This is a genomic window from Nostoc sp., from assembly GCF_036917375.1.
Taxonomy (GTDB): domain Bacteria; phylum Cyanobacteriota; class Cyanobacteriia; order Cyanobacteriales; family Nostocaceae; genus Nostoc.
The window spans coordinates 1-25,239 of record NZ_JBALDN010000015.1; the positions used below are offsets into that span (position 1 = coordinate 1).

12 protein-coding genes are annotated in these 25,239 nt (G+C 41.3%); all 12 read left to right on the forward strand.

The window, feature by feature from the left end:
• Positions 1-679: 679 nt before the first annotated feature.
• The 12 genes from V7K45_RS03275 to V7K45_RS03330 all read left to right on the forward strand — a co-directional run bounded on the left by V7K45_RS03275 (position 680) and on the right by V7K45_RS03330 (position 25,157).
• Positions 680-9,364, forward strand: a complete 8,685-nt coding sequence (locus V7K45_RS03275; protein WP_335000335.1) for an amino acid adenylation domain-containing protein — start codon at positions 680-682, stop codon at positions 9,362-9,364.
• A 252-nt stretch (positions 9,365-9,616) separates the two neighbouring features.
• A complete protein-coding gene (locus V7K45_RS03280) occupies positions 9,617-10,279 on the forward strand; it encodes a hypothetical protein (RefSeq protein ID WP_335000337.1) in 663 nt (220 codons plus the stop codon).
• 195 nt (positions 10,280-10,474) lie between these two features.
• Entirely contained in the window at positions 10,475-11,053 is a 579-nt protein-coding gene (gene cysC / locus V7K45_RS03285; RefSeq protein WP_335000339.1) for an adenylyl-sulfate kinase, read from the forward strand.
• Positions 11,054-11,075: 22 nt separating this feature from the next.
• A complete protein-coding gene (locus V7K45_RS03290) occupies positions 11,076-13,238 on the forward strand; it encodes a Rieske 2Fe-2S domain-containing protein (protein ID WP_335000341.1) in 2,163 nt (720 codons plus the stop codon).
• Complete coding sequence (fni, locus tag V7K45_RS03295) at positions 13,235-14,290, forward strand: type 2 isopentenyl-diphosphate Delta-isomerase (RefSeq protein WP_335000343.1); 1,056 nt, start codon at positions 13,235-13,237, stop codon at positions 14,288-14,290. Before V7K45_RS03290 ends, fni begins: the two co-directional genes overlap by 4 nt.
• Before the next feature lie 23 nt (positions 14,291-14,313).
• Complete coding sequence (locus tag V7K45_RS03300) at positions 14,314-15,222, forward strand: DMT family transporter (protein ID WP_335000345.1); 909 nt, start codon at positions 14,314-14,316, stop codon at positions 15,220-15,222.
• Between the two features lie 52 nt (positions 15,223-15,274).
• Complete coding sequence (locus V7K45_RS03305; RefSeq protein ID WP_335000347.1) at positions 15,275-15,883, forward strand: LysR family transcriptional regulator; 609 nt, start codon at positions 15,275-15,277, stop codon at positions 15,881-15,883.
• Entirely contained in the window at positions 15,876-16,583 is a 708-nt protein-coding gene (locus V7K45_RS03310) for a cupin domain-containing protein (RefSeq protein ID WP_335000349.1), read from the forward strand. The genes V7K45_RS03305 and V7K45_RS03310 overlap by 8 nt, the downstream gene beginning before the upstream one ends.
• Before the next feature lie 13 nt (positions 16,584-16,596).
• Positions 16,597-17,391 (forward strand): SDR family oxidoreductase, encoded by a 795-nt coding sequence (locus V7K45_RS03315; protein WP_335000351.1) that lies wholly within the window; start codon positions 16,597-16,599, stop codon positions 17,389-17,391.
• Between the two features lie 74 nt (positions 17,392-17,465).
• Entirely contained in the window at positions 17,466-22,406 is a 4,941-nt protein-coding gene (locus V7K45_RS03320) for an amino acid adenylation domain-containing protein (protein ID WP_335000353.1), read from the forward strand.
• Positions 22,407-22,518: 112 nt separating this feature from the next.
• Positions 22,519-23,295: an SDR family NAD(P)-dependent oxidoreductase gene (locus tag V7K45_RS03325; protein ID WP_335000355.1), complete on the forward strand. Its 777-nt coding sequence runs from the start codon at positions 22,519-22,521 to the stop codon at positions 23,293-23,295.
• A gap of 32 nt (positions 23,296-23,327) precedes the next feature.
• On the forward strand, positions 23,328-25,157 hold the full coding sequence (locus tag V7K45_RS03330) for an ABC transporter substrate-binding protein (RefSeq protein ID WP_335000357.1): 1,830 nt from the start codon (positions 23,328-23,330) through the stop codon (positions 25,155-25,157).
• The last annotated feature ends 82 nt before the right edge of the window (positions 25,158-25,239 follow it).

Sequence of the window (25,239 nt, forward strand, 5' to 3'; positions counted from 1 at the left end):
AGAGTTAGGCATAGCATAGTTTACTGCCACAGGCATCTCAACTACGCTCCTGGCGTAACCAGGAACAAACTTCATTAGCGATCGCAATACTTCATCAAGAATAATCGCCTGCCCCGTTCCGACAATGTTTAATAGCTTTAAAATCTGTAGCGCTTATACTGTATGGCTTAGAGCTTTTCTTAGTGCCATTCCCTTATAAGCACTGGGTGTACCCTCCCAAACACATCGGTTTGAGGCCAAACGCAGCAACAAGTCTACCTCATCTTCATGTTCATGACTATAGCTATATCTACTTAACTTTCTTAACTTTCTTAACTTTCTTAACTGTTTTATTGAATGTCTTCTTAAGTGTCTTAACTGGTATTGCGTTTTATTTAAAAAACTGGGATGATCTGTTTATCAATAACTGCAAAAAAAGTTAATAAAACTTGTAATCTCCAATTCTACTAAAGATATTTAACTCTACCTATAAATGTATAGTTTTTAACTAAATATCAGTACAGTGCTTGAAAACTTTTTGGTATTAAAAAAATGAATTGTGGTCATGTTAAATCGATGCTTTACGATCTGGCTAAAAGCATAAATCGATTTTTTAATTCCTTGTTTTAAGACTGATTAACCTGCTTTTGTTATCAAATAATTTCTTTTAATGTAGAAGTAATTACTGAGAATCAGTTTTATGGCTCGACAAAATTTATTAAAACATATACCTGAAAAGAAAATTGTTATTACGGCGACGTTTACAAGTGAACCAATTGAGGATTTGTTATCATATTGGTTTCAAGAGATAGGAATTAGTTATTTAATAGAGTTTGCTCCTTACAATCAGGTATTTCAAGAACTTCTCAATCCAGCCAGCCTTCTGACTAACAATCAAAATGGAGTCAATGTAGTTTTGGTTAGGTTTGAGGATTGGGAAGGAACCAAGAATCGTCTGCAATTAAGAGTTGACGATTATCTAAAAGAACAAATTTTTGGCGATCGCTTACGCCACAACTTACCAAATCACTTAGAAATAGCTCACCTTAACCAGTACGAAACCGAGTATCTGTATCAAGAAATTTTTGGCGATCGCGTCTATTTAAAGCATGGAATTGTCTTCAATGAAGACGACTGTATAATCGATGTCGGAGCAAATATTGGTCTATTTACCTTATTTGCCCAGCAAAAATCCCCAAAAGGGACTATTTATGCTTTTGAACCTGCACCCCATGCCTTTGACAAGCTACAGACTAATGCAAAGCTTTACTGTCAAAATACCCATCTTTTTAACTGCGGATTAGGTGGCGAGTCCAGAGAAGAAACCTTTACTTTTTACCCTCGCTCCTCAGTTTTTTCAAGTTTTGCAGCTGATACAGAGCAAGATGAAAAGGCTATTCGCTCAGTCATTATTAATATGCTGCAACGCGATAATTCTCTAGATGAAGAGTCGTTAGAACGCCTAGCTGATCAATTTCTCAAGGATAGACTAGAGCGAGAAACTTATCAGGCTCAACTGCGAACTCTATCAGAAATTATCGAAGAATACAAGATTGAAAAGATTGATTTGCTGAAACTAGATGCTGAAAAAAGCGAGTTAGCAATTCTCCAAGGTATTCAAGACAATCACTGGCCACTGATTAAACAGATAGTCATGGAAGTACATGACCAAGAAGGCAGTACGCTTAAACAGGTCATGCGTTTGCTTGAAGACAAAGGCTTTAAATTTGTTGTAGATGAAGAGTCTCTGTTGCACGGTTCAGGACTCTTTAATATTTATGCTACTCGCCTCAACCAGAACCACAACCCAGGATCGCAGCAATTCGGAAAAGACTTAGCTCAAATAGAGCAAACTGTTAAGGATTTTGGCAGTGCTTTGAAAACTGCAACGACGCGATCGCGAATTCCTTACTTGGTCTGTATATGTCCTCCCTCTCTAACAAAAGATGCAGCAGATAACACTTTACATGAGAGAATGCAGGAACTGTTAGCAGATGATCTCAAAGATGTTAGTGGTATGTATCTGATAAAAAGTCAAGAATTGACCAGTACTTACCCAGTAAAAGAGTACTATGACCCTTATGGTGACGAACTAGGACATATTCCTTACACGCCGACCTTTTTCTGTGCATTGGGGACAATGCTGGCGCGGAAAATCTTTGCTTTGAAAAGCTCTCCTTACAAGGTGATTGCTCTTGACTGCGACTACACCCTATGGAGTGGTGTTTGTGGGGAGGATGGAGTTTCTGGAGTAAAAATTGATCCACAATTTCGAAGGCTACAAGAATTTATCGTCGCACAGCAAGCAGCAGGAAAGTTGATTTGTTTGTGTAGTAAGAATCAAGAAGAGGATGTATTCGCAGTTTTTGACCAGCATCAAGATATGGTGCTTAAGCGCCATCATCTCGTCAATTGGCGCATTAACTGGCAATCGAAATCGGAGAATTTGAAAGCTTTAGCTGACGAACTGCAACTGAGTTTAGATAGCTTCATCTTCATTGATGACAATCCAGTTGAGTGTGCTGAAGTTAGAGCAAACTGTCCAGAAGTCTTGACATTACAACTTCCTCAAGAGTGCGAGACGCAAAGCTATCAGCCTTCGGCTGTACGTATTCCGCAATTTTTACAGCATATTTGGGCTTTCGACCAACTCCAAACTACTCAAGAAGACCAACAAAGAACTAATCTCTATCAACAGAATGTCCAACGCCAGCGTTTGCAACAGGATTCTCTTTCCTTTACTGATTTCTTAGCCCAACTGAACTTAGAAATTGAGATTTCGCCAATGCAAAACGAGCAACTTTCGCGGGTTGCTCAACTTACCCAACGTACCAATCAGTTTAACCTCACAACAATCCGACGGTCTGAGGTTGAAATTCAACAACTTTGTAATTTAGGAAGGTTAGAGTGTCGGGTGGTCAAGGTAAAAGACCGCTTTGGAGATTATGGCTTAGTCGGTCTGCTCTTGTTTGAATCTCAAGAAAATGCACTATCTGTAGACACATTTTTGCTTAGTTGTCGGGTGCTTGGTCGGGGTGTGGAGCATAAAATGCTTGCCTATTTGGGAAATCTTGCTCAAGAAAGAGGATTAGAACGAGTCGAGCTTTTCTATACACCTACGGAGAAGAATCAACCAGCTTGGAATTTTCTGGTTAGTGTTGGTAGAAAATTTCAGCAGGAGAAAGATGGTGGTTGGTTATTCGAGTTTCCATCTCAAACCGCATCCGAAAGCAATTTATTACTTATATCCGATGTAGATACCGTAGTTAAAGAAGCTGATGAGAGTCTAGTAAAAGTAGCCTCGTCCAAATCCAATAAAGTACTAATATCCGATGTTGATACAGTAGATAACAAGTTAGAGCAAGAAGCAAAATCTGGATCTGATAGCTCGGTAAAAATAGCCTCCTTTGCAGACTTCTTTGAGCGCATTGCTCGGAATCTTTACAGTCCCGAACTCATCCTCAAAGAGATTGCATCCCGACAACAGCGCCAACGTCCTCAGTTAGATATAGAATTTGTTGCTCCTCGCACTCCTATAGAGAAGGCGATCGCACATTTATTCGCAGAAGCCCTCAAACTAGACAGAGTGGGTATTGATGATAACTTCTTTGAACTAGGTGGCGATTCGATTCGGGGAGCGATTCTGATTAATAAACTGCAAGCACAACTAAATGAGATTATTCATTTTGTTGTTCTATTTGATACCAAGACAGTTGCTAAACTAGCAGCTTACATAGAAGAACACTACCCACAAACAGCAGCAAAACTCCTGGGTAAGGAAATAACTGCAATTAATGAGTCACCACAAGAGCGCATCGATGAAGCTAAAGTTTTGCAAATGCGATCGTTGATTCCCTCCATTGCTCCCCCAATAGATGACGACGCAATCAAAAACCCGCCAGCTATCTTTATCCTCTCGCCTCATCGCAGTGGTTCTACCTTACTCCGCGTCATCCTGGGGGGAAATCCCCAATTGTTCGCGCCTCCAGAATTGGAACTGCTGACGTTCAACACACTTGGGGAACGAAAAGCAGCATTCTCTGGACGTTACAGCTTTTGGGCGGAAGGGACAATTCGGACAATTATGCAAATCCGTGGGTGTAGTCCAGAAGAGGCGATCGCACTTATGGAAGAATTAGAAGCGAAAAATATCACCACAAAGCAGTTCTACCAACTTATACAGCAATGGCTGGGCGATAAAATCTTGGTAGATAAAACCCCCTCCTACTCCATAGATTTAGAAACCCTCAAACGAGCGGAAATAAACTTCCAAAACCCACTCTACATACACCTTGTGCGTCATCCTTATGCAACGATGCGCTCTTATGAAGAAGCTAGAGTAGAGCAAACATTTCCATATCAACATCCCTTCAATAGACGAGAACTCGCTGAACTCGTTTGGTTAATTAGCCATCAAAATATTCTCGAATTCTTGCAACAAGTTCCCCAAGAACGCCAGTATCAAGTCAAATTTGAAGACATAGTTAGCCAGCCACAGACAAGTGTTGAGGGCTTATGTCAATTTTTAGGGGTGGAATTCCATCCTGATATGCTGCAACCATACAAAGAGAAAAAGCAGCGCATGACCGATGGGATCTATACCCAATCTAGAATGGTGGGGGATGTGAAATTTCACGAACATCAGGGCATTAATGCTAGCACCGCAGATAGTTGGAAGCAGTATTACACCAGCGACTTTTTAGGCGATGCGACTTGGCAAGTAGCAGAGTCTTTGGGATATCAAAGAAATAACCGTGCTATTGCGAAAGTTCGTCGGGGAAATCAAACAGAATCTCAAACATTCCCGCTTTCTTTCGCCCAACAGCGCCTATGGGTTTTAGCGCAATTAGAGCCGGACAGTCCTTTCTACAATATGTTTAAAGCTGTTCGTCTTAACGGGCGTATAGATATAGAAGTTTTAGAACGCAGCCTCAACGAAATTATCCGCCGCCACGAAATTCTACGCACCACTTTTAGCGCGGTGGAAGGAACACCTGTACAAGTAATTGCTCCCCAGGCAACGATGAAACTCTTGGTTGTAAACTTGCAACAATTGTCAGGACAAGAACAGTCAGAACAATTGCAACTTTTAGCAACCCAAGATCAATTACAACCCTTTGACCTCACTAAAGGACTGTTGCTGCGAGTCACCCTAGTACAACTCAAGTCAGAGTCTTATGCTTTGTTATTGACCATGCACCACATCATTGGTGATGGTTGGTCAATGGGAGTATTCATCAAAGAATTGTCGAGTTTGTATCAAGGTTTCTTGGTTGGCAAACCTTCTCCCCTCCCACAACTACCGATTCAATACGCAGATTTTACGATTTGGCAACGCCAATGGTTGCAAGGGAAAGCACTAGAAACTTCAATCAATTACTGGACGCGACAATTAGCAGACGCACCACCTCTTTTGGAACTACCTACTGATAGGGCCCGTCCTTCCGTGCAAACTTTCCGAGGATGGTGTTTTTCCTTCCAGCTAGATGCAAAACTGACGGCATCGCTAAAAGAACTCAGCCACAAGTCAGGAACCACCCTGTTTATGACTTTGATGGCAGCTTACGCTACTCTACTATTCCGTTACAGTGGTCAGCAAGATATTCTGCTAGGAACACCGATCGCTAGCCGCAACCATCAAGACATAGAAGGGTTAATTGGCTTTTTTGTCAATACCTTGGTGATGCGAACTCGACTAGAAGATAATCCGAGTTTCTCAAAACTACTAACGCAAGTACGTTCTACTTGCATGGATGCTTACGCTAACCAAGACGTACCCTTTGAACAAATTGTCGAAGCTTTGCAAATAGAGCGTAGTCTCAGCCATAGTCCCCTATTTCAGGTGATGTTTGCATTGCAGAATGCTTCAATGGAGCAATTAGAAACGCCTGAATTAGCGATCGCTCCTCTACATCTAGATAACGTCAACGCGAAGTTTGACCTCACATTACAAATGTGGGAAACAAACACAGACGAAGGAAACTCTTTAGAAGGGTTTTGGCAATACAACACCGATTTATTTGATGAAGATAGAATCGCCCGGATGACTGCTCATTTCCAGACATTATTAGCAGGAATTGTGGCGAATCCTCAAGCATCAGTAGGTACATTGCCATTGCTAACTGAGCGTGAACGTCATCAATTGCTAGTGGAATGGAATGATACTTATAGACCATATCCCGATACTAAATGTATCCATCAAGTGTTTGAGGAACAGGTAGAACAAACACCAGATGCGATCGCTGTGGTGTATGAGGACGAGTCGCTGACATACCAAGAGTTGAACGCTCGCGCCAATCAATTAGCGCATTATCTGCAAAGCTTGGGAGTCGGAACAGAAATATTAGTGGGAATTTGCGTCGAGCGCTCCCCACAGATGATTATCGGAATGCTGGCAATACTCAAAGTGGGTGGTGCTTATGTTCCTTTAGACTCCAGCTATCCTGAAGAACGCTTGGTTTATATGCTGAATGATTCTCAGGTATCAATACTACTGACTCAAGAACAGTTATCAGCACAGATGCCGAAAACTAACGCTAAAGTAGTATATTTAGATACTGATTGGGATGATTTAATTAGCAAATATAGCCATGAAAATCCCACCAGCAAGGCATTGAATCATAACCTAGCTTATGTAATTTATACCTCTGGTTCTACAGGAAAGCCTAAAGGCATAACTGTTACTCATCAAGCTGTGAATCGGTTAGTTTGTAACACTAACTACGTGAAGTTAACAGCTAATCACCGAGTTGCTCAAGCCTCGAATGCAGCTTTCGATGCTGCTACCTTTGAAATTTGGGGAGCTTTACTTAATGGAGCTAGGCTAGTAGGTATTACTAAAGAAGTCCTGCTTTCGCCGCCGCAACTTGCTACAGAACTGCAAGACCAGCAGATTGACTTTTTGTTCGTCACAACAGCTTTATTCAATCAGTTGGTAAGTCAAGTACCAGGAATCTTTAAAACTCTAGAAACCGTTCTATTTGGTGGAGAAGCGGTTGAGCCAAACTGGGTAAGAACATTATTGCAAAATCAGCCTCCAAAGCGACTGCTGCACGTTTATGGCCCAACAGAAAATACTACTTTCTCTTCCTGGTACTTAGTGCAGGAAGTACCAGAACGTGCAACAAACTTGCCAATTGGGAAACCAATTGCTAATACGCAAATCTATATTCTGGATCGTCATCTCCAACCTGTACCGATTGGCGTTCCTGGTGAACTATGTATTGGAGGTGATGGTTTAGCCAGAGGTTATCTCAATCGCCCAGATTTAACTGAGGAAAAGTTTATCTCAAATCCCATTGCTGAAGCACAATTAACTTCTAGCAAAAAGTTGTACAGAACAGGAGACTTAGCTCGTTACTTACCTGATGGAAATATTGAGTTTATTGGTCGTATTGACAACCAAATAAAAATACGTGGCTTCCGAATTGAACTTGCAGAAATTGAGGTTGTTTTAACTCAACATCCCCAGGTAGGAGATGCCATTGTGATTGCTAGGGAAGATAAGCCTGGTATTAAGAGTTTGGCAGCTTACGTTGTTTCAGAAGGAAAACAGCCTAGCAGTAGCGAGTTGCGATCGTTCCTCAAGGAAAAGCTTCCCGACTATATGATGCCTGCATCTTTCACAGTTCTAGAAGCTTTTCCGATTACACCCAATGGCAAAGTAGACCGCCGTGCTTTACCAGTACCATTTGAGTTTGATAACTCGACTGGCTTTGTCTCTCCCCGCACCCATGCCGAAAAAATCTTGGTAAAAATTTGGCAAGATGTTTTACGATTAAAACAAGTTTGTATTCACGACAACTTTTTTGAATTGGGTGGCGATTCCATTATTGGAATCCAAATTATCGCCAAAGCAAATCTTGCTGGATTAAAACTAACTCCAAAACAGCTATTTCAGCACCAAACTATTGCTGAGTTAGCTGCTGTAGCTGTGACAACTACCTCTAAGGAGGCAGAACAGGGCTTAGTTAAGGGCATTGTTCCCTTAACACCGATTCAGCATTGGTTCTTTGAGCGAAATTTACCCGAACCCCATCACTTTAACCAATCTGTTCTGCTAGAAGTTCCGCCAAATATCCAACCGGAATTACTAGAGGAGGCATTACAAAAGTTACTGTACCATCACGATGCTTTACGGCTGCGGTTTGTGCAGCAAGCAGCGCGATGGCAACAGTACAACAGTGATGTGTGCGATGCAGTATCTTTAGCAATTGCTGATTTATCCAACCTTTCTCAAGCAGAACAATCAAAGGCAATTGAGTTAAAGGCAGATGAAATACAGCGATCGCTAAATTTAACAGGTGGGCCGTTGCTGCGGGTTGTACTATTTAACTTAGGCAAATCTTCCCCTGGACGGTTGCTCATCGTCATCCATCACTTGGCTGTAGATGGGATTTCCTGGCGGATTTTGCTAGAAGATTTAGCTGAGGCATACAAACAGTTAGATAGTGGGAACAACATCAAACTCCCTGCAAAAACAACTTCCTTCAAAGATTGGGCAATCCGATTGCAGGATTATGCAGGCGCTCAAGGACTGCACTCAGAGCTAGATTACTGGCTGCACTCAAGGTTATTCGCAGTTGCTCCTTTACCGTTAGATTATCCTGCTGTTGCCTCAGCAAACACTGTCGGTTCAAGTCAGATTGTCTCTATATCCCTGAGTGTAGAACAGACTTGCACCCTTTTACAGGATGTTCCTGGAGCCTACAACACTCAGATTAACGATGTACTCTTGACTGCACTAGTGCAAAGTTTTGCTGGATGGACAGGCTATGACTCCCTACTGATTGAATTAGAAGGTCACGGACGGGAGGACTTATTTGAGGATATAGACTTATCCCGTACAGTAGGCTGGTTTACCAGTTTATTCCCCGTTTGCTTAAAACTCGGAAGCCTTCACCATCCTGGAGAGGCTCTCAAGTCGGTCAAAGAGCAACTGCGACGCATCCCCAACCGAGGTATTGGCTATGGCATTCTGCGGTATCTTAACCCAGACATAAGCAAGCAACTTGAGCTACTCCCTCAAGCTCAAGTGAGCTTCAACTACTTGGGTCAATTCGACCAAACGCATCTAGCACCCCTTGGTTGGAAATATGCCCAAGAGTCTAGCGGTTCTATTCACAGTTCCAAAGGACAGCGCCGCCATTTGTTGAATGTGAATGGATTAGTCATTGAAGGTAGATTGCAGATGGAGTGGAAATATAGCGAAGCTTTCCATCACCAGGCTACTGTAGAAAATTTGGCTAACAACTATATGAAAGTCTTAGAAGCTATTATTGACCACTGCTTATCCCCAGAAGCAGGAGGTTATACCCCTTCAGATTTCCCAGAAGTTGGTTTAAGCCAAGAAGCGTTGGACGAACTGCTAGCAGAAATTGAATGAAGTTATTGACAACTTATCTCTATTAAGAGAAGACGTGCCCTTACTTTGTTCTTTGTTTTAATTTTTCCACACCAACCATATTCATTATTTATGACAATCTCGAAAGCTACACTCACAACCGCGCGTGATTCAGGAGTTTTAGTTAATAAGCTTGCTTCCAAAATCTCCTGCATTTCTTATCAGAGTATGCGTCGGTCTAGCAGAGTATTGAGAGAATTTGTACTTTATTATTTTCCCATTTATAATCTCTCAATGAATGATTTTTTTCGATTTTATCCAGTTTTAGGATTTATTGAAGCTCTGGTTTATCAAACTGATGATGAAGTTGAAAAAATTCAAAGTGAAGGCTATGAAAAGCTCCAACATTCTCCTTGGCATTCCAAGCAAGAAATGATCTTGGCTGTTTTAGAAGAGCATAATCTCAAGCATTGCAAGGTTGAATCATATATGCAAAAGCTGGGAGAATATTTTGACTTAGAGACTAAGCTATTAGCTAGCTCTCATGTTACTCATGCAATGATTAAAAAGGCGGCAGAATTACGTTCTTCTGACTATCGAGTTTTACATTGTACTTTGCTCAAAATGTTAGGTCTAAATTACCAAGAAGATGAGTTGAGTGAAGAATTAAAACTGATGTGGCCTCTAGAAGTTTTAAATGATATTGAAGATGATCTGATGTTTTATTCAGATGATGTAGCAGCTAAACATTATAATACCTACAGAATGTTTGTGAAAGTTTATGGAGAAAAAGCGCCTTATTTCTTAAAGAAAGAGTTAGACTTTTATGAAAGTCTATTTCATAAACAGTTAGGGCGATTTTCTGGCATGAAGCGAGATTCTTTTCTCAAACCTTGGAATGCTTATCGTCTCGACCATCCAGTACCAGTAATCCCTGAGCCGATTCTGGAAAATTAACATTAACTATTGCTAATGGCTAATAGTTAATTGCTAATTATTAATTTATCTATACTATTAGTTATTAGCAGTTTCTTCAGGACGCTTGCTAAAGAGATGAGCTTATTATTGATGTATACTGTTTTGAAAAAGGAAGATTAAAACTCAAAAAATATACTTTTTTAGGTCAGCAGTTTAGTAAAATGTCAGGGTAGAATGGTGGAAAAACAGCGTGGTGTAACAATATGGTTAACTGGTTTGAGTGGTGCTGGCAAAACCACCATTTGCCAATTTTTGGAAACAGAATTGCGACGCACAGGATATAAGATTGAAGTACTAGACGGCGATGTAGTTCGCCAAAACTTAAGTAAGGGGTTAACTTTCAGCAAGGAGGATCGAGACGAAAATATTCGGCGAATTGGTTTTGTAGCTCAACTGCTAACTAGAAATAATGTGATTGTATTGGTTTCGGCGATCTCGCCATATCGAGCAATTCGGGAAGAAGTCAAAGAACGGATTGGAGATTTTATTGAAGTATACGTTAATGCACCATTAGAAGTTTGCGAACAGCGAGATGTCAAAGGTCTATATAAAAAAGCCAGGGCTGGCGAAATCAAAAATTTCACTGGAATTGATGATTTATATGAAATACCTCTTGAACCTGATATTGAATGCAAAACTAATGAAGAAAGTATTTCCCAAAGCGCAAATAAAATTTTGACTAAATTAGAAGAGTTAGGGTACACCAATTCCCTATTGTTGCCACAATTCCATAACAATTACTCGCGAATATGATGATTGAGTAGGAAAAAATGAAATGACTTTAGTGAAAGAAAAGGAACTGTGTAAACTTTTTGTTGAAGTTGGACAACAACAATATTCCCTTGTTGCTACAGGGACTAGTTTTGCTAAAAATAATGAGCTAGCATGGAATAGTTTTATCACCAATTTATTATCAGCAAAAGGTAATCCTACTATTGAAAACATTTATAAAGATTTAGTAAATGGAGTTGCTAAATATAACCAACAAAATCAGTCAGAAGTTAATATTAAAACTGTTTATAATTACTTTGCCGCTAAAATTATTCGTTCAATCTTTGTTGAACCATCGGAACTAGAGAAAAACTGGTATTTTATTTGTGGCGCGGCAGAAATTCCCAAGCCTGGAGATTTTACTACTGTTCAGGTTTTTCAGGAACCGTTAGTGGCTGTACGCCAAGCAGACGGAAGGATTCGCGTTTTCCTCAATGTCTGCACTCATCGCCAAGCACCAGTCTTTGAAGGTCACGGTTGTGTAAATGTAGATAAATCGGCTCTTTGTCCTTATCATGGATGGGCTTATGGTACAGATGGTCATTGCAAGAATGCACCAGGGGCAAATAGAGGAGAGTTTGGTGCTGATTTTGATTTGAGAAACTACAGTTTGCAGGAGTTTGAGGTCAAAATTGATGAAAATCAGGGGATTTTTGCCAAGCTTTCAGAAAATAGTCATCTCAAGCAAGAATCACAACCTGAAAGCCATCAAAATATCGGGGTAGAAATTATAAATCTGCTTAATTCTGTGAGTCCAGGCTATGCAGATGGGGAAACCGCTACACTTCCAGAACAAATCCGCCTCTGGTTAAGAATTGGTTATTTAGAAGAGAATATAAAACAGCTAATTGCAGAGATTACCTCAGAAGGAAGAAGCGATCGCCACCAATTAATATTAGAGTCATTGATTGGGGAACTCAAACACCTTATCCTGACTGTTGATAGTGATGGGTCAACCCCAGAACTGGATGAAGTGCTGCAACGAGTTTACAGCAATGACGATCAACAGCAAATCATTGGAAAGTCTATTGAGTATTCCAAAATTGATGCTGATGACATAGAATATCCCGAATCATCTGAAAGAAGGCAAGCATTGCCAATCTGGATTTATGGCGATGCAGCATTGTTTGCTCTCGAAGTTGAGCATTTAATTAAACCAACTTGGCAATTTGTTTGCCATATCAACGAAGTTCCGCAACTGGGTAACTTCACTTGGCTGGATATTGTCGGTGAAAGAGCCTACGTCATTCGTACTGCAAGCGGTGAATTGTTCGCTGGCAAACTTCAGGATGTCACACAACGGGGAAGCTATCCAAAATTTGGTTTACCTAATTACGGTTTAGAACCCATCGATATTGACATTTTTTATGGATTTATTTTCATTCGCTTTAGTTGGGAAGGCTCAAGATTAGCCGATAGTTGGTATCTACCTGGGTTATTAGAACCCTACCAACTCCAAGATATGCAACCCATTGGTGGAGTCGGTCGGTATGACATTAATGTTGAGGTGGATTACAAACTGTTGTGGGAAAACTTTTTAGAAGATTATCACTTTCCCATGATGCACAAAGGTTTAACCCGTCGGTTTGGAGTGTCGAGTGATTGTGAAGGCATTAACGGCATGATTATTCCGATGCGCGATCCGGCTTCACCCGGATTAACCCCAATCGAGCGACAATATTATGATTGTGCTAAAGCGATCGCTCGACATTCTTGGGAGCGTGAACAGGAATTACAAGATTTTGCTGCTGAAAACGATTCTCTGCCCGAAACGCTGTGTTACTCAGCTTTCTGCTCAATGTCAGCGCAAGAAGAAATCCCAATGCCTTTTTCTTTGAGCGTATTTCCCGAACACGTCCAAACTTTTTCCTTAGTTCCCGCCGGGCCAAGAGAGTGCCGTTTTCACGTTCGCAGTTATGGTCATGTTCTTGACCCAAACGATCCTCACACTAAAGTCATTGAAGAGGCGCGGCTAGCGAACATTCAACTGCTTTTGGAATCGTTACATGAGGATATTCGCGTTAACTACATCTGTCAAGACAGCGTTTCCTCGCGGCTGTTCGATAAAACAGGAGTATTTAGTATTGCCGAATTTGATGTTGCTAAGTTTCAGGAGGCTATTTACACCAAGCTACCAATAACCCGTCGTCAACGGAAACCATTATGACTACCACTATCCCATCAGTCAATGCTGTAACTGAAATTGAGACTCGCAAAGCCGACCACCTACGTGTCTGCTTAGAAGAAGATGTCCAGTTTCAGCAGGTAACTAGTGGATTTGAGTGCTATCGCTTTATTCATGATTGTCTTCCTGAAATCAACCGCAGCGATATCAATCTACAAACAACCTTCCTGGGTAAAAATCTCGGCGCTCCCCTACTAATTTCTTCCATGACAGGAGGAACTGAATTGGCGCAGCTAGTCAATACTCGTTTAGCAATTGTTGCTCAACGCTACCGATTAGCAATGGGAGTTGGTTCGCAACGAATTGTGATTGAACAACCTCATTTAGCTTCTACCTTTGCCGTGCGCTCTTTTGCTCCTGACATTTTGTTGTTAGCGAACTTAGGGGCTGTGCAACTCAATTACGGATGTGGACTTGATGATTGCTTGCGGCTTGTAGATTCTCTGGAAGCAGATGCACTAATTTTGCATCTTAACCCCCTGCAAGAATGTGTGCAATCAAAAGGAGATACAAATTTTCGGGGGCTGTTGGATAAAATTGCCCAACTTTGTCAGCAACTACCTGTTCCGGTTGTTGTCAAAGAAGTGGGAAATGGAATTTCTGCGGCGATCGCACAAAAGTTAATTGATGCGGGAGTGACAGCCATTGATGTCGCTGGCGCAGGTGGAACTTCCTGGGCAAAAGTGGAAAGCCAACGCGCAAAAGACAACAAGCAGCGCCGTTTGGGACAAACTTTTGCAGATTGGGGTTTACCAACCGCCGAGTGCATAAATTCTATCCGGGGGAACGCGCCGACAATTCCCTTGATTGCTTCCGGCGGGTTAATCAATGGATTGGATATAGCCAAAGCGATCGCTTTAGGAGCCGATTTAGCAGGTTTAGCCCGACCTTTTTTAGAAGCAGCCGTCAAATCGGAAGCCGCCGTTGATGAGTTGGTCGAAGTTCTGATTGCTGAACTCGAAACAGCTTTATTTTGTACTGGCAATGCCACCTTAGCAGAACTCAGAAGTTCTGGGGCATTGCAACGTGTCTAAATGAAATGAGTAGCATATATAAAATGAAACTAAATGACTGCAATCAATCCACGCAAAATGCCCTCCACGTTCGGGGCATAATTGCGATCGCGATCGTCAGTCTAATATGGGCAACAACCTTCCCACTGACTAAAGATGCAGTCACTAGCTTTTCACCAGCTGTACTCACCGCCAGCCGTTTTACAGTTGCAGCCGCAATATTTACCCCATACTTACGCTCTTTAAACGTTCAAATATTACGCGATGGCATAGTTTTAGGACTTCTACTTTTCGCCTGCTTCGCCTTCCAAGCGATCGGGCTAGAAACTGCCAATGCCAACCGGGGAGGATTCATTTTCAGCCTCAATGCGATCATTGTACCTTTGCTGGGGGCGTTATTAGGTCAGCCCTTGCTACTTAAAACTGTACTCGCCGCCGGAGTTGCCCTCACAGGCATCGGCATTATGTGCTGGGAAAATGGCTCTTTAGGCATGGGTGACTTGCTGTTGTTTGGCGACACCTTCATTTACGGGGTTTATATGCTGGTACTTCAGCAAACGGCACAACGCCACTCAACCCTATCCTTGACTGCCATCCAACTGTGGATTGTAGCAGTGTTAAGTACCATTTGGGCAGTGCCGGATTTAAGCGTCGGGCAATTTGAGACTCTGAGCAATAACTATGGTGTTATTCTTTACCTCGGTCTGATAGGGACTGCTGGTACTACCTGGTTAGAAACAATAGGTCAACAATGGATTTCAGCTTCCGAGGCGGCGCTATTGTGTACCCTCGACCCGGTACTCACGTCCGTTTTTTCCTTTTGGCTACTCGGTGAGAAGTTTGGAGTACGCGGTTTGATTGGTACGGCTTTGGTACTAACTGCATTGATTTTGAGTCAGAGTAAGTCTCAATATATAGATCGAAAATTAATATTTGGTACAGAAAATGTTTAAAAATTAGTAATTTTAACTTGATTTTTTCTACTATACGACCTTGATTAAAACGATGCTAAAGTTTTCGATTGAATTTCGACCTCCTATTCCTCATACAAAAAATTTGATTATCGGTACATTGGGGCCTAGCGGTACTAGTAGTGACTATGCTTCTAGCTATATAATCAAACAATTAGAGTCAGAAGAATTAACTGGAGAAATTCAGTTATTTGATGGTTTTCCAGAGGTCAAAGAAGCTTTATTGCAAGACAAGATTGATCTAGCTCTGGTTCCTCATGCTTACCAAATGATTAATGAGTTTTATATGGAGCCAAGTTTTGATTTAGGCTTCATTTTTATCTATCCGACTCCAGTTTATGGATTAGCTAAGAAGAAAAATACAGAGGTAGTTTTTAAAGGAGCTAGACTTGTTACTCATCCTGCGCCTTTACCTTTGTTGTCAAGACTTTTACCAGACTCCCAAGACCAATCAGAAATTCAGGTTGATTTGTCTCCTTCTACTAGCGATGCAGCAATTCAAGTACAACAGGGTTTAGCTACTCTAGCTATTACTAATAAAAATGCTGTTGACGCTTATGATTTGGAGTTTATTTCCACTTATGGAAAAATCCCTATGAGTTGGTCAATTTTTTACAAAAAATTAGCAGAAAGTCATGTCTAAATTTTTCCCAACTCCCAAAATTACAAAACTTGGTTCAGATGTAGAATTAATAGCTTATGAATGTCAAGACACACTTGTTCAACTAGTGTATCTTGCTCCTGGAGCTAATTTTGCCCTACACGAACATCTAGAAAGTCAGATGGGGATGATAATTTCTGGTCGTTTAGAAATGAACGTCAACGGAACCAAAGAAATTATCGAACCACTACAACAAGCTTATATTGCCAATGCTTATGTTCCTCACGGTTCTGTAAATATTTTTCCAGAAACAGCAATAGTATTCGATGTAAAACGGATCGTAACTTCTTTACCATCAGAAAAAACTGACGAAGTGTTTCTCAAGGTATCGCCTAAAAAAGATGAAGTTACTGGCTTTTTATGCCAATCTGTTGTTGCTTCTTGGTTTGAGATTGTAATTACTGAAGTTCCCCCTGGAGGAATCATCCCAATGGAACAATCTTCTAGCGAACAAATGGGAATAATCCTGAATGGACAGTTGATGATGTCTGTGGAAGATGAACAGCAGCGACTAGAATATGGTAGTATTTATTATGCTCCAGTTGATATGTTTTGTGGAGGATATAATTCCTCTAATGAAGCAGTATCTTTGATTAAAATTTTGATTCCGCCTCGCTCTCGTTTATCTTACAAAGAAGCTGATTTTAGTGAAATAACTGCGCGATCGCTAACTGCAACCTAGAGGACTATCGATCATGGATTTAGGACTATCAGGGAAAGTAGCTTTAGTGACAGGAGCTAGTGCTGGTATTGGTTATGCTATATCTCAAAAACTAGCATCAGAAGGCTGTAATTTAATAATTTGTGGGAGAAATGCCGAACGATTAGAACAAGCCTATCAAAATTTGGTTAATTCTCCAGGAAAAATTATCACCTGCTGTGCTGATGTTCACAAAGCAATTGATTCTGAAAAATTAGTCCAGTCGGTTCTCAATCAGTTTGGTAAAATTGATATCTTGGTAAATAATTCTGATGGAGCTAAGTTTTCTAGCGTTGCTGTAGAAAACCTATCTGATGAAGATTGGGTAAGTGTTTTTGAAGGCAAGCTAATGGGTTATATTCGCATGACAAATCTGGTTTTACCTACTATGAAAAATCAGAGATGGGGACGAATTATCAATATTATTGGCACGTCAGGAAAAGAACCTTCCCCTCGTTTAATCAAATCAGGAGTAGCGAATGCAGCATTAATCAACTTTACCAAGTCTGTAGCTACGCAAGCTGCAAAGTGGAATGTATTAGTTAACTCTGTCAACCCTGGCATTATTGATACACCGAGACATAGAGAATATCTAGAAGTATTTGCCCAAAAAGAAGACCGAAATATTGAGGCGATCGCACAAGGTATAGATAATACAATTCCTATAGGTCGTCGTGGTCTTTCTAATGAAGTTGCTAATTTAGTTGCTTTTCTCAGTTCAGAATGCGCCAGTTATATCACTGGTGTAACTATTCCAGTCGATGGCGGGTTATCTACAGCAGCTTTTTAAGTAATTTAATTGCATTTCTCTCTCTGCGCTCTCTGCGGTTAATTAAAAATATATATTTTCTAAAAAGTATAACAATGGTAGCTATACAAAATCAAAATAAAACAAAAGATATCGAAGCCATCTATCCCCTTTCGCCAATGCAGCAGGGGATGCTATTTCATACTCTCTATCAGCCAGAATCAAGAATATACTTTGAGCAGTTTCGCTTTACTCTTCGTGGCGATTTAAACAAGAGTGCGTTTGAGCAAGCTTGGCAACAAGTGGTACAGAGACACGCAGCTTTACGAACTCTTTTTGTTTGGAAGAACCGCAAACAGCCAGTCCAAGTAGTGCGTAAACAGGTTAATTTAACTTGGATTAACAAAGACTTACGTTTACTATCAACTGAGGAACAGCAAACACAAATTATTTCTTTCTTAAACATAGATAGAGAGCAAAGTTTTGAACTTGACAAAGCTCCCTTGATGCGGTTTGTTTTATTTCGGTTAGCAGACGAGACTTATCATTTTGTCTGGAGCTTTCATCATATATTGCTTGATGGTTGGAGTTGGCCGATTCTCTTTAAAGAAATCTTTGCTTTTTACGAGTCCATTACCAATAATCAACCATTATATTTAGCTCCAACTCGTTCTTACCGAGATTATATTAATTGGTTGCAGCAGCAAGACTTATCTAGTGCAGAGGAATTTTGGCGGCGAACTCTTGATGGTTTTACTACTCCTACCCCTTTGGTTGTGGAACAAGCTGTAGGGCAGATTGCTCACCAGCAAACCAGTTATATTCGACACCAACATTTATCAGCCGAGGCAACTGCTAATTTAAAATCTTTTGCCCAACAACATCATCTTACCCTTTCTACTTTGATACAGGCAGCTTGGGCGTTGTTACTTAGTCGCTACAGTGGTGAGTCTGATGTGGTGTTTGGGGCCACAGTGTCTGGTCGTCCTCATAATTTATCTGGTGTAGAGTCGATGGTGGGGTTATTTATTAATACCCTACCTGTACGGGTAAAAATCCCTGAAACAACTGATTTATTGCCTTGGTTAGTGCAATTGCAACAAGAACATATCGAACGGGAGCAGTATTCCTACACCTCACTGGTAGATATTCAAGGCGTGAGTGAGATTCCGAGGAATCAACCTTTGTTTGAAAGCATTGTTGTATTTGAGAACTATCCTGTCAACTTAACCTTGCAAGCACTTCCAGGGAATTTAAAAATAGCCGATCGCCAAGCCCTCGGAGAAACGAATTATCCCTTAACGGTGGTGGCAATTCCCAGCGATGAACTGGTAATCAAAATCAACTACGATCGCGATCGCTTTGACGCAGATACAATTGACCGGATGATTGGTCATTTGCTCACGCTGTTGCAGGGAATTGTTACTAATTCTCATCGCAGTGCAGCCGAATTACCGCTACTCACACCAGCAGAGCAAGATTTACTGCTAGTACAGTGGAACGCTACCCAAGCAGCCCAACCCATCAATTATTGCATCCATCAATTATTTGAACAGCAAGTTGAAAAAACACCCGAATCTGTGGCGGTGGTGTATGACAATCAACAACTGACCTACCAACAGTTAAATCAACGCGCTAATCAACTAGCGCAACATCTGCAACGTTTGGGTGTCAAGCCAGATGTACCTGTGGGCATTTGTCTGGAACGCTCTCTAGACGCAGCAGTTGCTATATTAGCAATCCTGAAAGCTGGGGGCGCTTGTGTTCCCCTTGACCCTACCTATCCCCCAGAGCGTTTAGCATTTATGCTGGCGGATACTGGTGCAAGCGTTGTCTTAACCCAAGCTAGCTTAAAAGGCATTGGGGATTGGGGATTAGGGACTAGGGAGCAGGAAAATTTGGTGAGGGATTCTGATCCGTTACCCAGTCCCCAGTCCCCAGTCCCCAGTCCCCAAATGATTTTGTTAGATGAGGGATGGGATGAGATCGCCAAAGAATCTGATATCAATCTTCAGACAGATACAGAAGCAGATAATTTAGCGTACATAATTTATACTTCTGGGTCTACAGGAACTCCTAAAGGTACTCTTGTCCCCCATCGCTCGCTAACCAATTTAATAAAACACCATCAAGCGAAGATGACAACAGGTGTGGGTGTGCTTCAGTTTGCCTCCCTGAGTTTTGATGTCAGCTATCACGAAATGTTTGCGGCATGGGGTTTGGGTGGCACACTGTATATGATTCCTGAAAGCGATCGCAAGGATTTAGATAAATTAATTCAGTTACTTGCATTTGAACCAATCGCCAAAGTGTTCCTTCCCGTCACCTTATGGCAACAATTAGCAGAAATATACGGACAGGAAGAACATTTATTTAAGAACATTAGAGAAGCGATCGCCTGTGGCGAACAACTCCAGATTACTCAACCAATGATTAAGCTGTTTCAGCGTCTGGAGAATTGTAGACTCTATAATTTATACGGGCCCACAGAAGCAGATTTAGTTACAGCTTATACTTTTAGCGAAAACCCACAAGAGTGGCCAATTTATCCACCAATTGGTAAGCCTGCGGTCAACGTGCAAGTTTATCTATTAGACCGCAATCTCCAACCCGTGCCGATTGGCGTTCCTGGGGAACTCTACGTCAGTGGTGATGGTTTGGCTCGTGGCTACCTTAACCGCCCAGATTTGACAAACCAAAAATTTGTCCCAAATCCGTTTGAGAAGGCAGGAGGCAGGAGGCTATACAAAACTGGCGACTTAGCTAAATATTTACCAGATGGCAACATCGAATTTTTAGGAAGGATAGACGATTTAGTAAAAGTCCGGGGTTTTCGGGTTGAACTTGGCGAAATTGAAGCGGTTTTGAGCAAACATCCCCAAATCAACCAAGCAGTGGCTAAGGTGTTTGGGCAAAGTGCTAGAGAAAAATATTTAGTCGCTTACTTTGTACCAATTCAAGGACAGACTCTCACCCTCGAACAGTTGCGTACTTTTCTCCAAGATCAGTTGCCAGACTACATGATTCCATCAGCTTTTGTGCAGATGGAGTCCTTCCCCTTGACCCCCAACGGTAAAGTTAACCGTCGCGCTTTGAGCGAACCGACGACCAGCAGACCGGAATTAGCTCAAACTTTTGTTGCACCCCGAACTCCCACCGAAGAAATTTTGGCGGGTATTTGGAGGGATGTTTTGGGGTTAGAACAAGTTGGAATTTACGACAACTTCTTTAATTTAGGAGGACATTCATTACTTGCTACTCAGGTTATCTCTCTGACACGTAAAGCATTTAAGGTAGAATTATCTCTGCGAAGTTTATTTGAATCTCCAGCGATCGCAACTTTAGCTAGAACAGTTGAGACAGCTAGTCAACAAAAACTTTCGCCAGAAATCATCCCATTTAAACCTGTGCGTTTACCGGATGCAATAGTGCCAATCTCCTTAACTCAGCTAGAGTTTTGGTTTTTCGAGCAATTCTATCCTGGTAATCCTGTTTACAATCTGCCGCTAGTCTATCGCGTCACAGGTTCGCTGGATGTGAAAGCGTTAGAAGAAAGTTTAAGAGAAATTGTCCGACGACACGAAACGTTGCGAACTACCTTTAAGGTGGAAAACGGACAAGTGGTGTATGCAATTTCCCCCGAACCTGTATTTGATTTTGTGGTCATAGACGTACAAAACATATCGGAAGCGAAACGACAAGCTGAGAAAGAGATTAAGCAGCCTTTCGATTTGGCGCGGGGGCCGTTATTGCGGAGTAAGCTTTGGCGTTTGAGTGAAACCGAGCATTTGCTTGTTGTCACTACACACCATATTGTTGCTGATGGTTGGTCTTTTAGTGTGTTAACCCAAGAAATGGCAACCCTTTACGAAGCTTTTTCTCAAGGTAAACCCTCCCCCCTGACCGAGCTACCCATTCAATATGCAGACTTTGCTCATTGGCAAAGACAATTATTGCAGGGGCAAACCTTAGAATCACAAATGCAATTCTGGAAACAACATCTAGGTGTTCATCCTCCAGTCTTGAAACTACCAACCGATTATCCACGCCCAGCCGTGCGAACCTTCACAGGTGCGCGTCAACCTTTGGTAATTTCTCCAGATTTAACCAAAGCACTCAAAACCTTGAGTCAGCAGGAAGGCGTAACCTTATTTATGACCTTGTTAGCAGCACTCAAAACATTACTTTTCTGCTACACAGGACAACCAGACATCATTGTGAGTAGTACAGTTGCCAATCGTACCCGTCCCGAAACAGAAGGACTGATTGGTTTCTTTGTCCATTTACTGCCATTCTGCACCAACTTAGAAGGCAATCCCAGCTTCCGCGAACTATTGCGGCGAGTGCGAGAAGTGTCTTTAGGAGTGTATGCACATCAAGAGATGCCCTTCATCAAACTAGTAGAACAAGTGCAACCGATGAGAGACTCTAGTCACACACTACTAGCGCAGGTGATGTTTGTTTTCCAAAACACTCCAGAAGATGATTTAAAACTAGCAAATTTGACTTTAAAGGAGGAATTTATTGCCACAGATACCAAAGATACAGCCGAATTTGATTTAAATCTCACACTCCAAGAAACAACAGAGGGTATTGAAGGCGCTTTAGTCTACAGAACGGATTTGTTTACACCTGCTACTATCGCCCGAATGGTAACAGTCTTTCAAAACTTACTTGAATTTCTAGTTACTAATCCTGACCAACGTCTTAGAGAACTTCCCTTTTTAAATGAAGGTGAAAATTTACCAATTCAAAATAACAAATTACCAATACCGAATAACTTTCAAAATGAATTTACTGAACCCAGTAACTCTATTGAAGAAACCATATTAGCTATTTGGAAAGAAGTTTTAGGGTTAGAACATATTAGTACACAAGATAACTTCTTTGACCTTGGAGGACATTCTTCACTAGTTCTACAACTTACATACAAATTACAGAAAGCTTGGCAAATAGAGCTAACCTTAATTTCTCTATTTGAAAAATCTACCATTGTGCAGCAGGCAGAAACTATCCAAAATTTAATAAAACGAACCGCAGAGACACAGAGAAAATGAGTAACTGAATAACCCAACGGAATATCGATAATTAATCCTTTCTCAATCTCTTTGCTTTGCGCCTCTGTGGTTCGTATTATTCCATTTTAAAATACCACTCCAACAAAAAACCGTGAAACCCTCCCTTTTTGACCTAACAGGAAAAGTCGCCATTATCACCGGATCTGCAAGAGGTATCGGCAAATCCATAGCTCAAGGATTAGCATCTGTAGGCACAAAGGTTGTAGTTGCTGATATTAAAGCAACCGAAGCAGAAAAAACCGCACAAATAATTCAGGAGGCTGGAGGCGAAGCGATCGCAATTCCCACCGATGTCAGAAATCGCCAAGATTGTTTACAGCTAATTGAGCAAACTGTGGCGCACTATCACAGGCTTGACATCATGGTGTGTAATGCCGGCATTGACATCATCAAGTCGGCGGCTGACTTAGAAGAATTAGAGTGGGATAACATCATCAACGTCAATTTGAAGGGATACTTCCACTGCGCTCAACTAGCTGCAAAACACATGATCGAACAAGGGACAGGCGGCTCAATTATCATGAACTCTTCTATTGGCGGTGTAGTGGGAATCAGTGGTTCGGCGGCTTATACAGCATCGAAAGGAGGGGTAAATTTACTAGTGCGATCGCTAGCACTGGAATGGGCAAATCACCAGATTCGAGTTAATGCTTTTGCGCCTGGTTATATCGACAACATTATGGAAGGTACTGAAACATTTCGGCGATCGCCACAGGAAGATCGGCAACATCTAAGTGCTGTGATTCCTATGCAGCGACGCGGTAAACCAGAGGAACTCATCGGTCCAGTCATATTTCTTGCGTCTGAAGCAGCTTCTTATGTGACGGGGGAAATTTTGATGGTGGATGGGGGATACAGCGCAATGTAGGGTAGGTACAAGAAGTTTCTGAGAGTACAGCTATGCGAAGATCGATCGCACTTACTACTATCCACCGTCGGCGTTGGCATAGCCCGCCGCAGGCTACGCCAGTTCTACTAGGATTTATCATCCTGGCGTTTGTCCTAGTTAGTTGCGTCCAAACTAACTTGATCAATAAAGCAGTAGCTGGATCTCAAATCATTCTTAGTAGTTCTGCCGAACCCAATACCTTTAACCCTCAGTTGATGGAGCAGGGAGTAGGAATTTTGACTTTTCTTTATGAAGGACTGATTCGTGAAAATGGTCGAGGAGAAATTAAACCAGCATTAGCGCGATCGTGGGAAACTTCTGAAGACCAAAAGCGCATTATTTTTACACTGAGGAAAGGACTGAAATGGTCAGATGGTAAACCGCTAACTGCTGATGATGTGGTGTTTACTTATAAAGATATTTACACAAATCCTGCTATTCCTTCTTATGCCAAAGATTTTTTACAAATAGGCAAAACTCGCACTTTTCCTACAGTGAAAAAATTAGATAATTGGCGCGTTGAATTTACCCTTCCAGAACCTTTTGCTCCCTTTCTTCGCACAACAAAACTAGAAATTTTACCTGCTCACATTCTGCGCTCCAGCATCACCACAAAAGACTCCGCAGGTAGACCGCTATTTCTCTCAATCTGGGGAACAGATACTCCACCCAATCAAATTGTGAGCAACGGTGCATACAAATTAGAATCATACGTTCCAAGTGAGCGGATAACTTTTCGCAAAAATCCCTATTACTGGCGTAAAGATACTCAAAGTCATACTCAGCCATATATCGATCGCATTGTTCTAAATACGGTTAGCAATAATGATACAGCATTAATTCAATTTCGTTCTGGAGGACTTGATTTTATTGATGTAAATCCTAACTATTTTTCATTATTGAAACGAGAAGAAAAAAGAGGAAAATTCACAATTTATAACGGTGGTTCTCAAACAGGAACCACAGCGATGATGTTTAATTTAAATACAGGAATTAGAAATGGTCAGCCTTTAGTTAATCCAATTAAATCTCGCTGGTTCAATACAGTAGCATTCCGCCAAGCCGTTGCTTATAGCATCAATCGCCCGCGTATGGTCAACAACCTATTTGCAGGCGTAGGAGCGCTACAAAATTCACCTATTGCAGTGCAAAGTCCTTACTATCTTTCTCAGCAAGCAGGTTTACCAGTCTACAACTATAACCAAGACAAGGCAAAAGCATTACTTCTCAAAGCAGGTTTTCGATACAACAATCAAGGTGAGTTATTCGATAGCAATGGGAATCGAGTTCGGTTTACGCTCACCGCTAATGTTGGTAATAAGGTGTTGCAAAACATGGCTCCTTTAATTCAAGACGATTTGAGCCAGATAGGAATTCAGGTAGATTTGAATTTGATTGGAGTGGGATTGGTTGTAGACAAATTAGCAAATCGTTTGGATTGGGATTGTCAAATTATTGATGGTTTCCCAATGACAGTAGAACCCAACGAAGCAATAAATATTTGGTCTACTAAAGGAAACTGGCATTTTTTCAACCGCCACCCCCAAGCCGGACAAATACCGATTACTGGACAGCAGATAGCAGATTGGGAACAAAAAATTGATAATCTCTACATTCAAGGTGCAGCAGCAAATGAAGCACAACGAAAACAAATTTATGCAGAAACTCAAATGTTGAGTCAAGAATATTTGCCGTTTATTTATCTAGTCAACTCCTTATCAATGGTGTCTATGCGAAATCGCATTCAGGGCGTAAAACACTCGGCTTTACAAGGAACATTTTGGAATATTTATGAACTGAAAAGCAATCCTATAATTAACAAATTTGGAGCAAATTCTTAAAACCTCTGCGCTACTTTGCGACCCTCTGCGTTTCAAAACATTACGATTTTACGCAAAATTTAGAAAAACAAATTAAATCTAA

Bases quoted from the DNA above. Each gene is read 5' to 3' on its own strand.
- V7K45_RS03275 (WP_335000335.1), top strand. From the start codon at position 680: ATGGCTCGACAAAATTTATTAAAACATATACCTGAAAAGAAAATTGTT.
- V7K45_RS03280 (WP_335000337.1), top strand. From the start codon at position 9,617: ATGAATGATTTTTTTCGATTTTATCCAGTTTTAGGATTTATTGAAGCT.
- cysC (WP_335000339.1), top strand. From the start codon at position 10,475: ATGGTGGAAAAACAGCGTGGTGTAACAATATGGTTAACTGGTTTGAGT.
- V7K45_RS03290 (WP_335000341.1), top strand. From the start codon at position 11,076: ATGACTTTAGTGAAAGAAAAGGAACTGTGTAAACTTTTTGTTGAAGTT.
- fni (WP_335000343.1), top strand. From the start codon at position 13,235: ATGACTACCACTATCCCATCAGTCAATGCTGTAACTGAAATTGAGACT.
- V7K45_RS03300 (WP_335000345.1), top strand. From the start codon at position 14,314: ATGAAACTAAATGACTGCAATCAATCCACGCAAAATGCCCTCCACGTT.
- V7K45_RS03305 (WP_335000347.1), top strand. From the start codon at position 15,275: ATGCTAAAGTTTTCGATTGAATTTCGACCTCCTATTCCTCATACAAAA.
- V7K45_RS03310 (WP_335000349.1), top strand. From the start codon at position 15,876: ATGTCTAAATTTTTCCCAACTCCCAAAATTACAAAACTTGGTTCAGAT.
- V7K45_RS03315 (WP_335000351.1), top strand. From the start codon at position 16,597: ATGGATTTAGGACTATCAGGGAAAGTAGCTTTAGTGACAGGAGCTAGT.
- V7K45_RS03320 (WP_335000353.1), top strand. From the start codon at position 17,466: ATGGTAGCTATACAAAATCAAAATAAAACAAAAGATATCGAAGCCATC.
- V7K45_RS03330 (WP_335000357.1), top strand. From the start codon at position 23,328: ATGCGAAGATCGATCGCACTTACTACTATCCACCGTCGGCGTTGGCAT.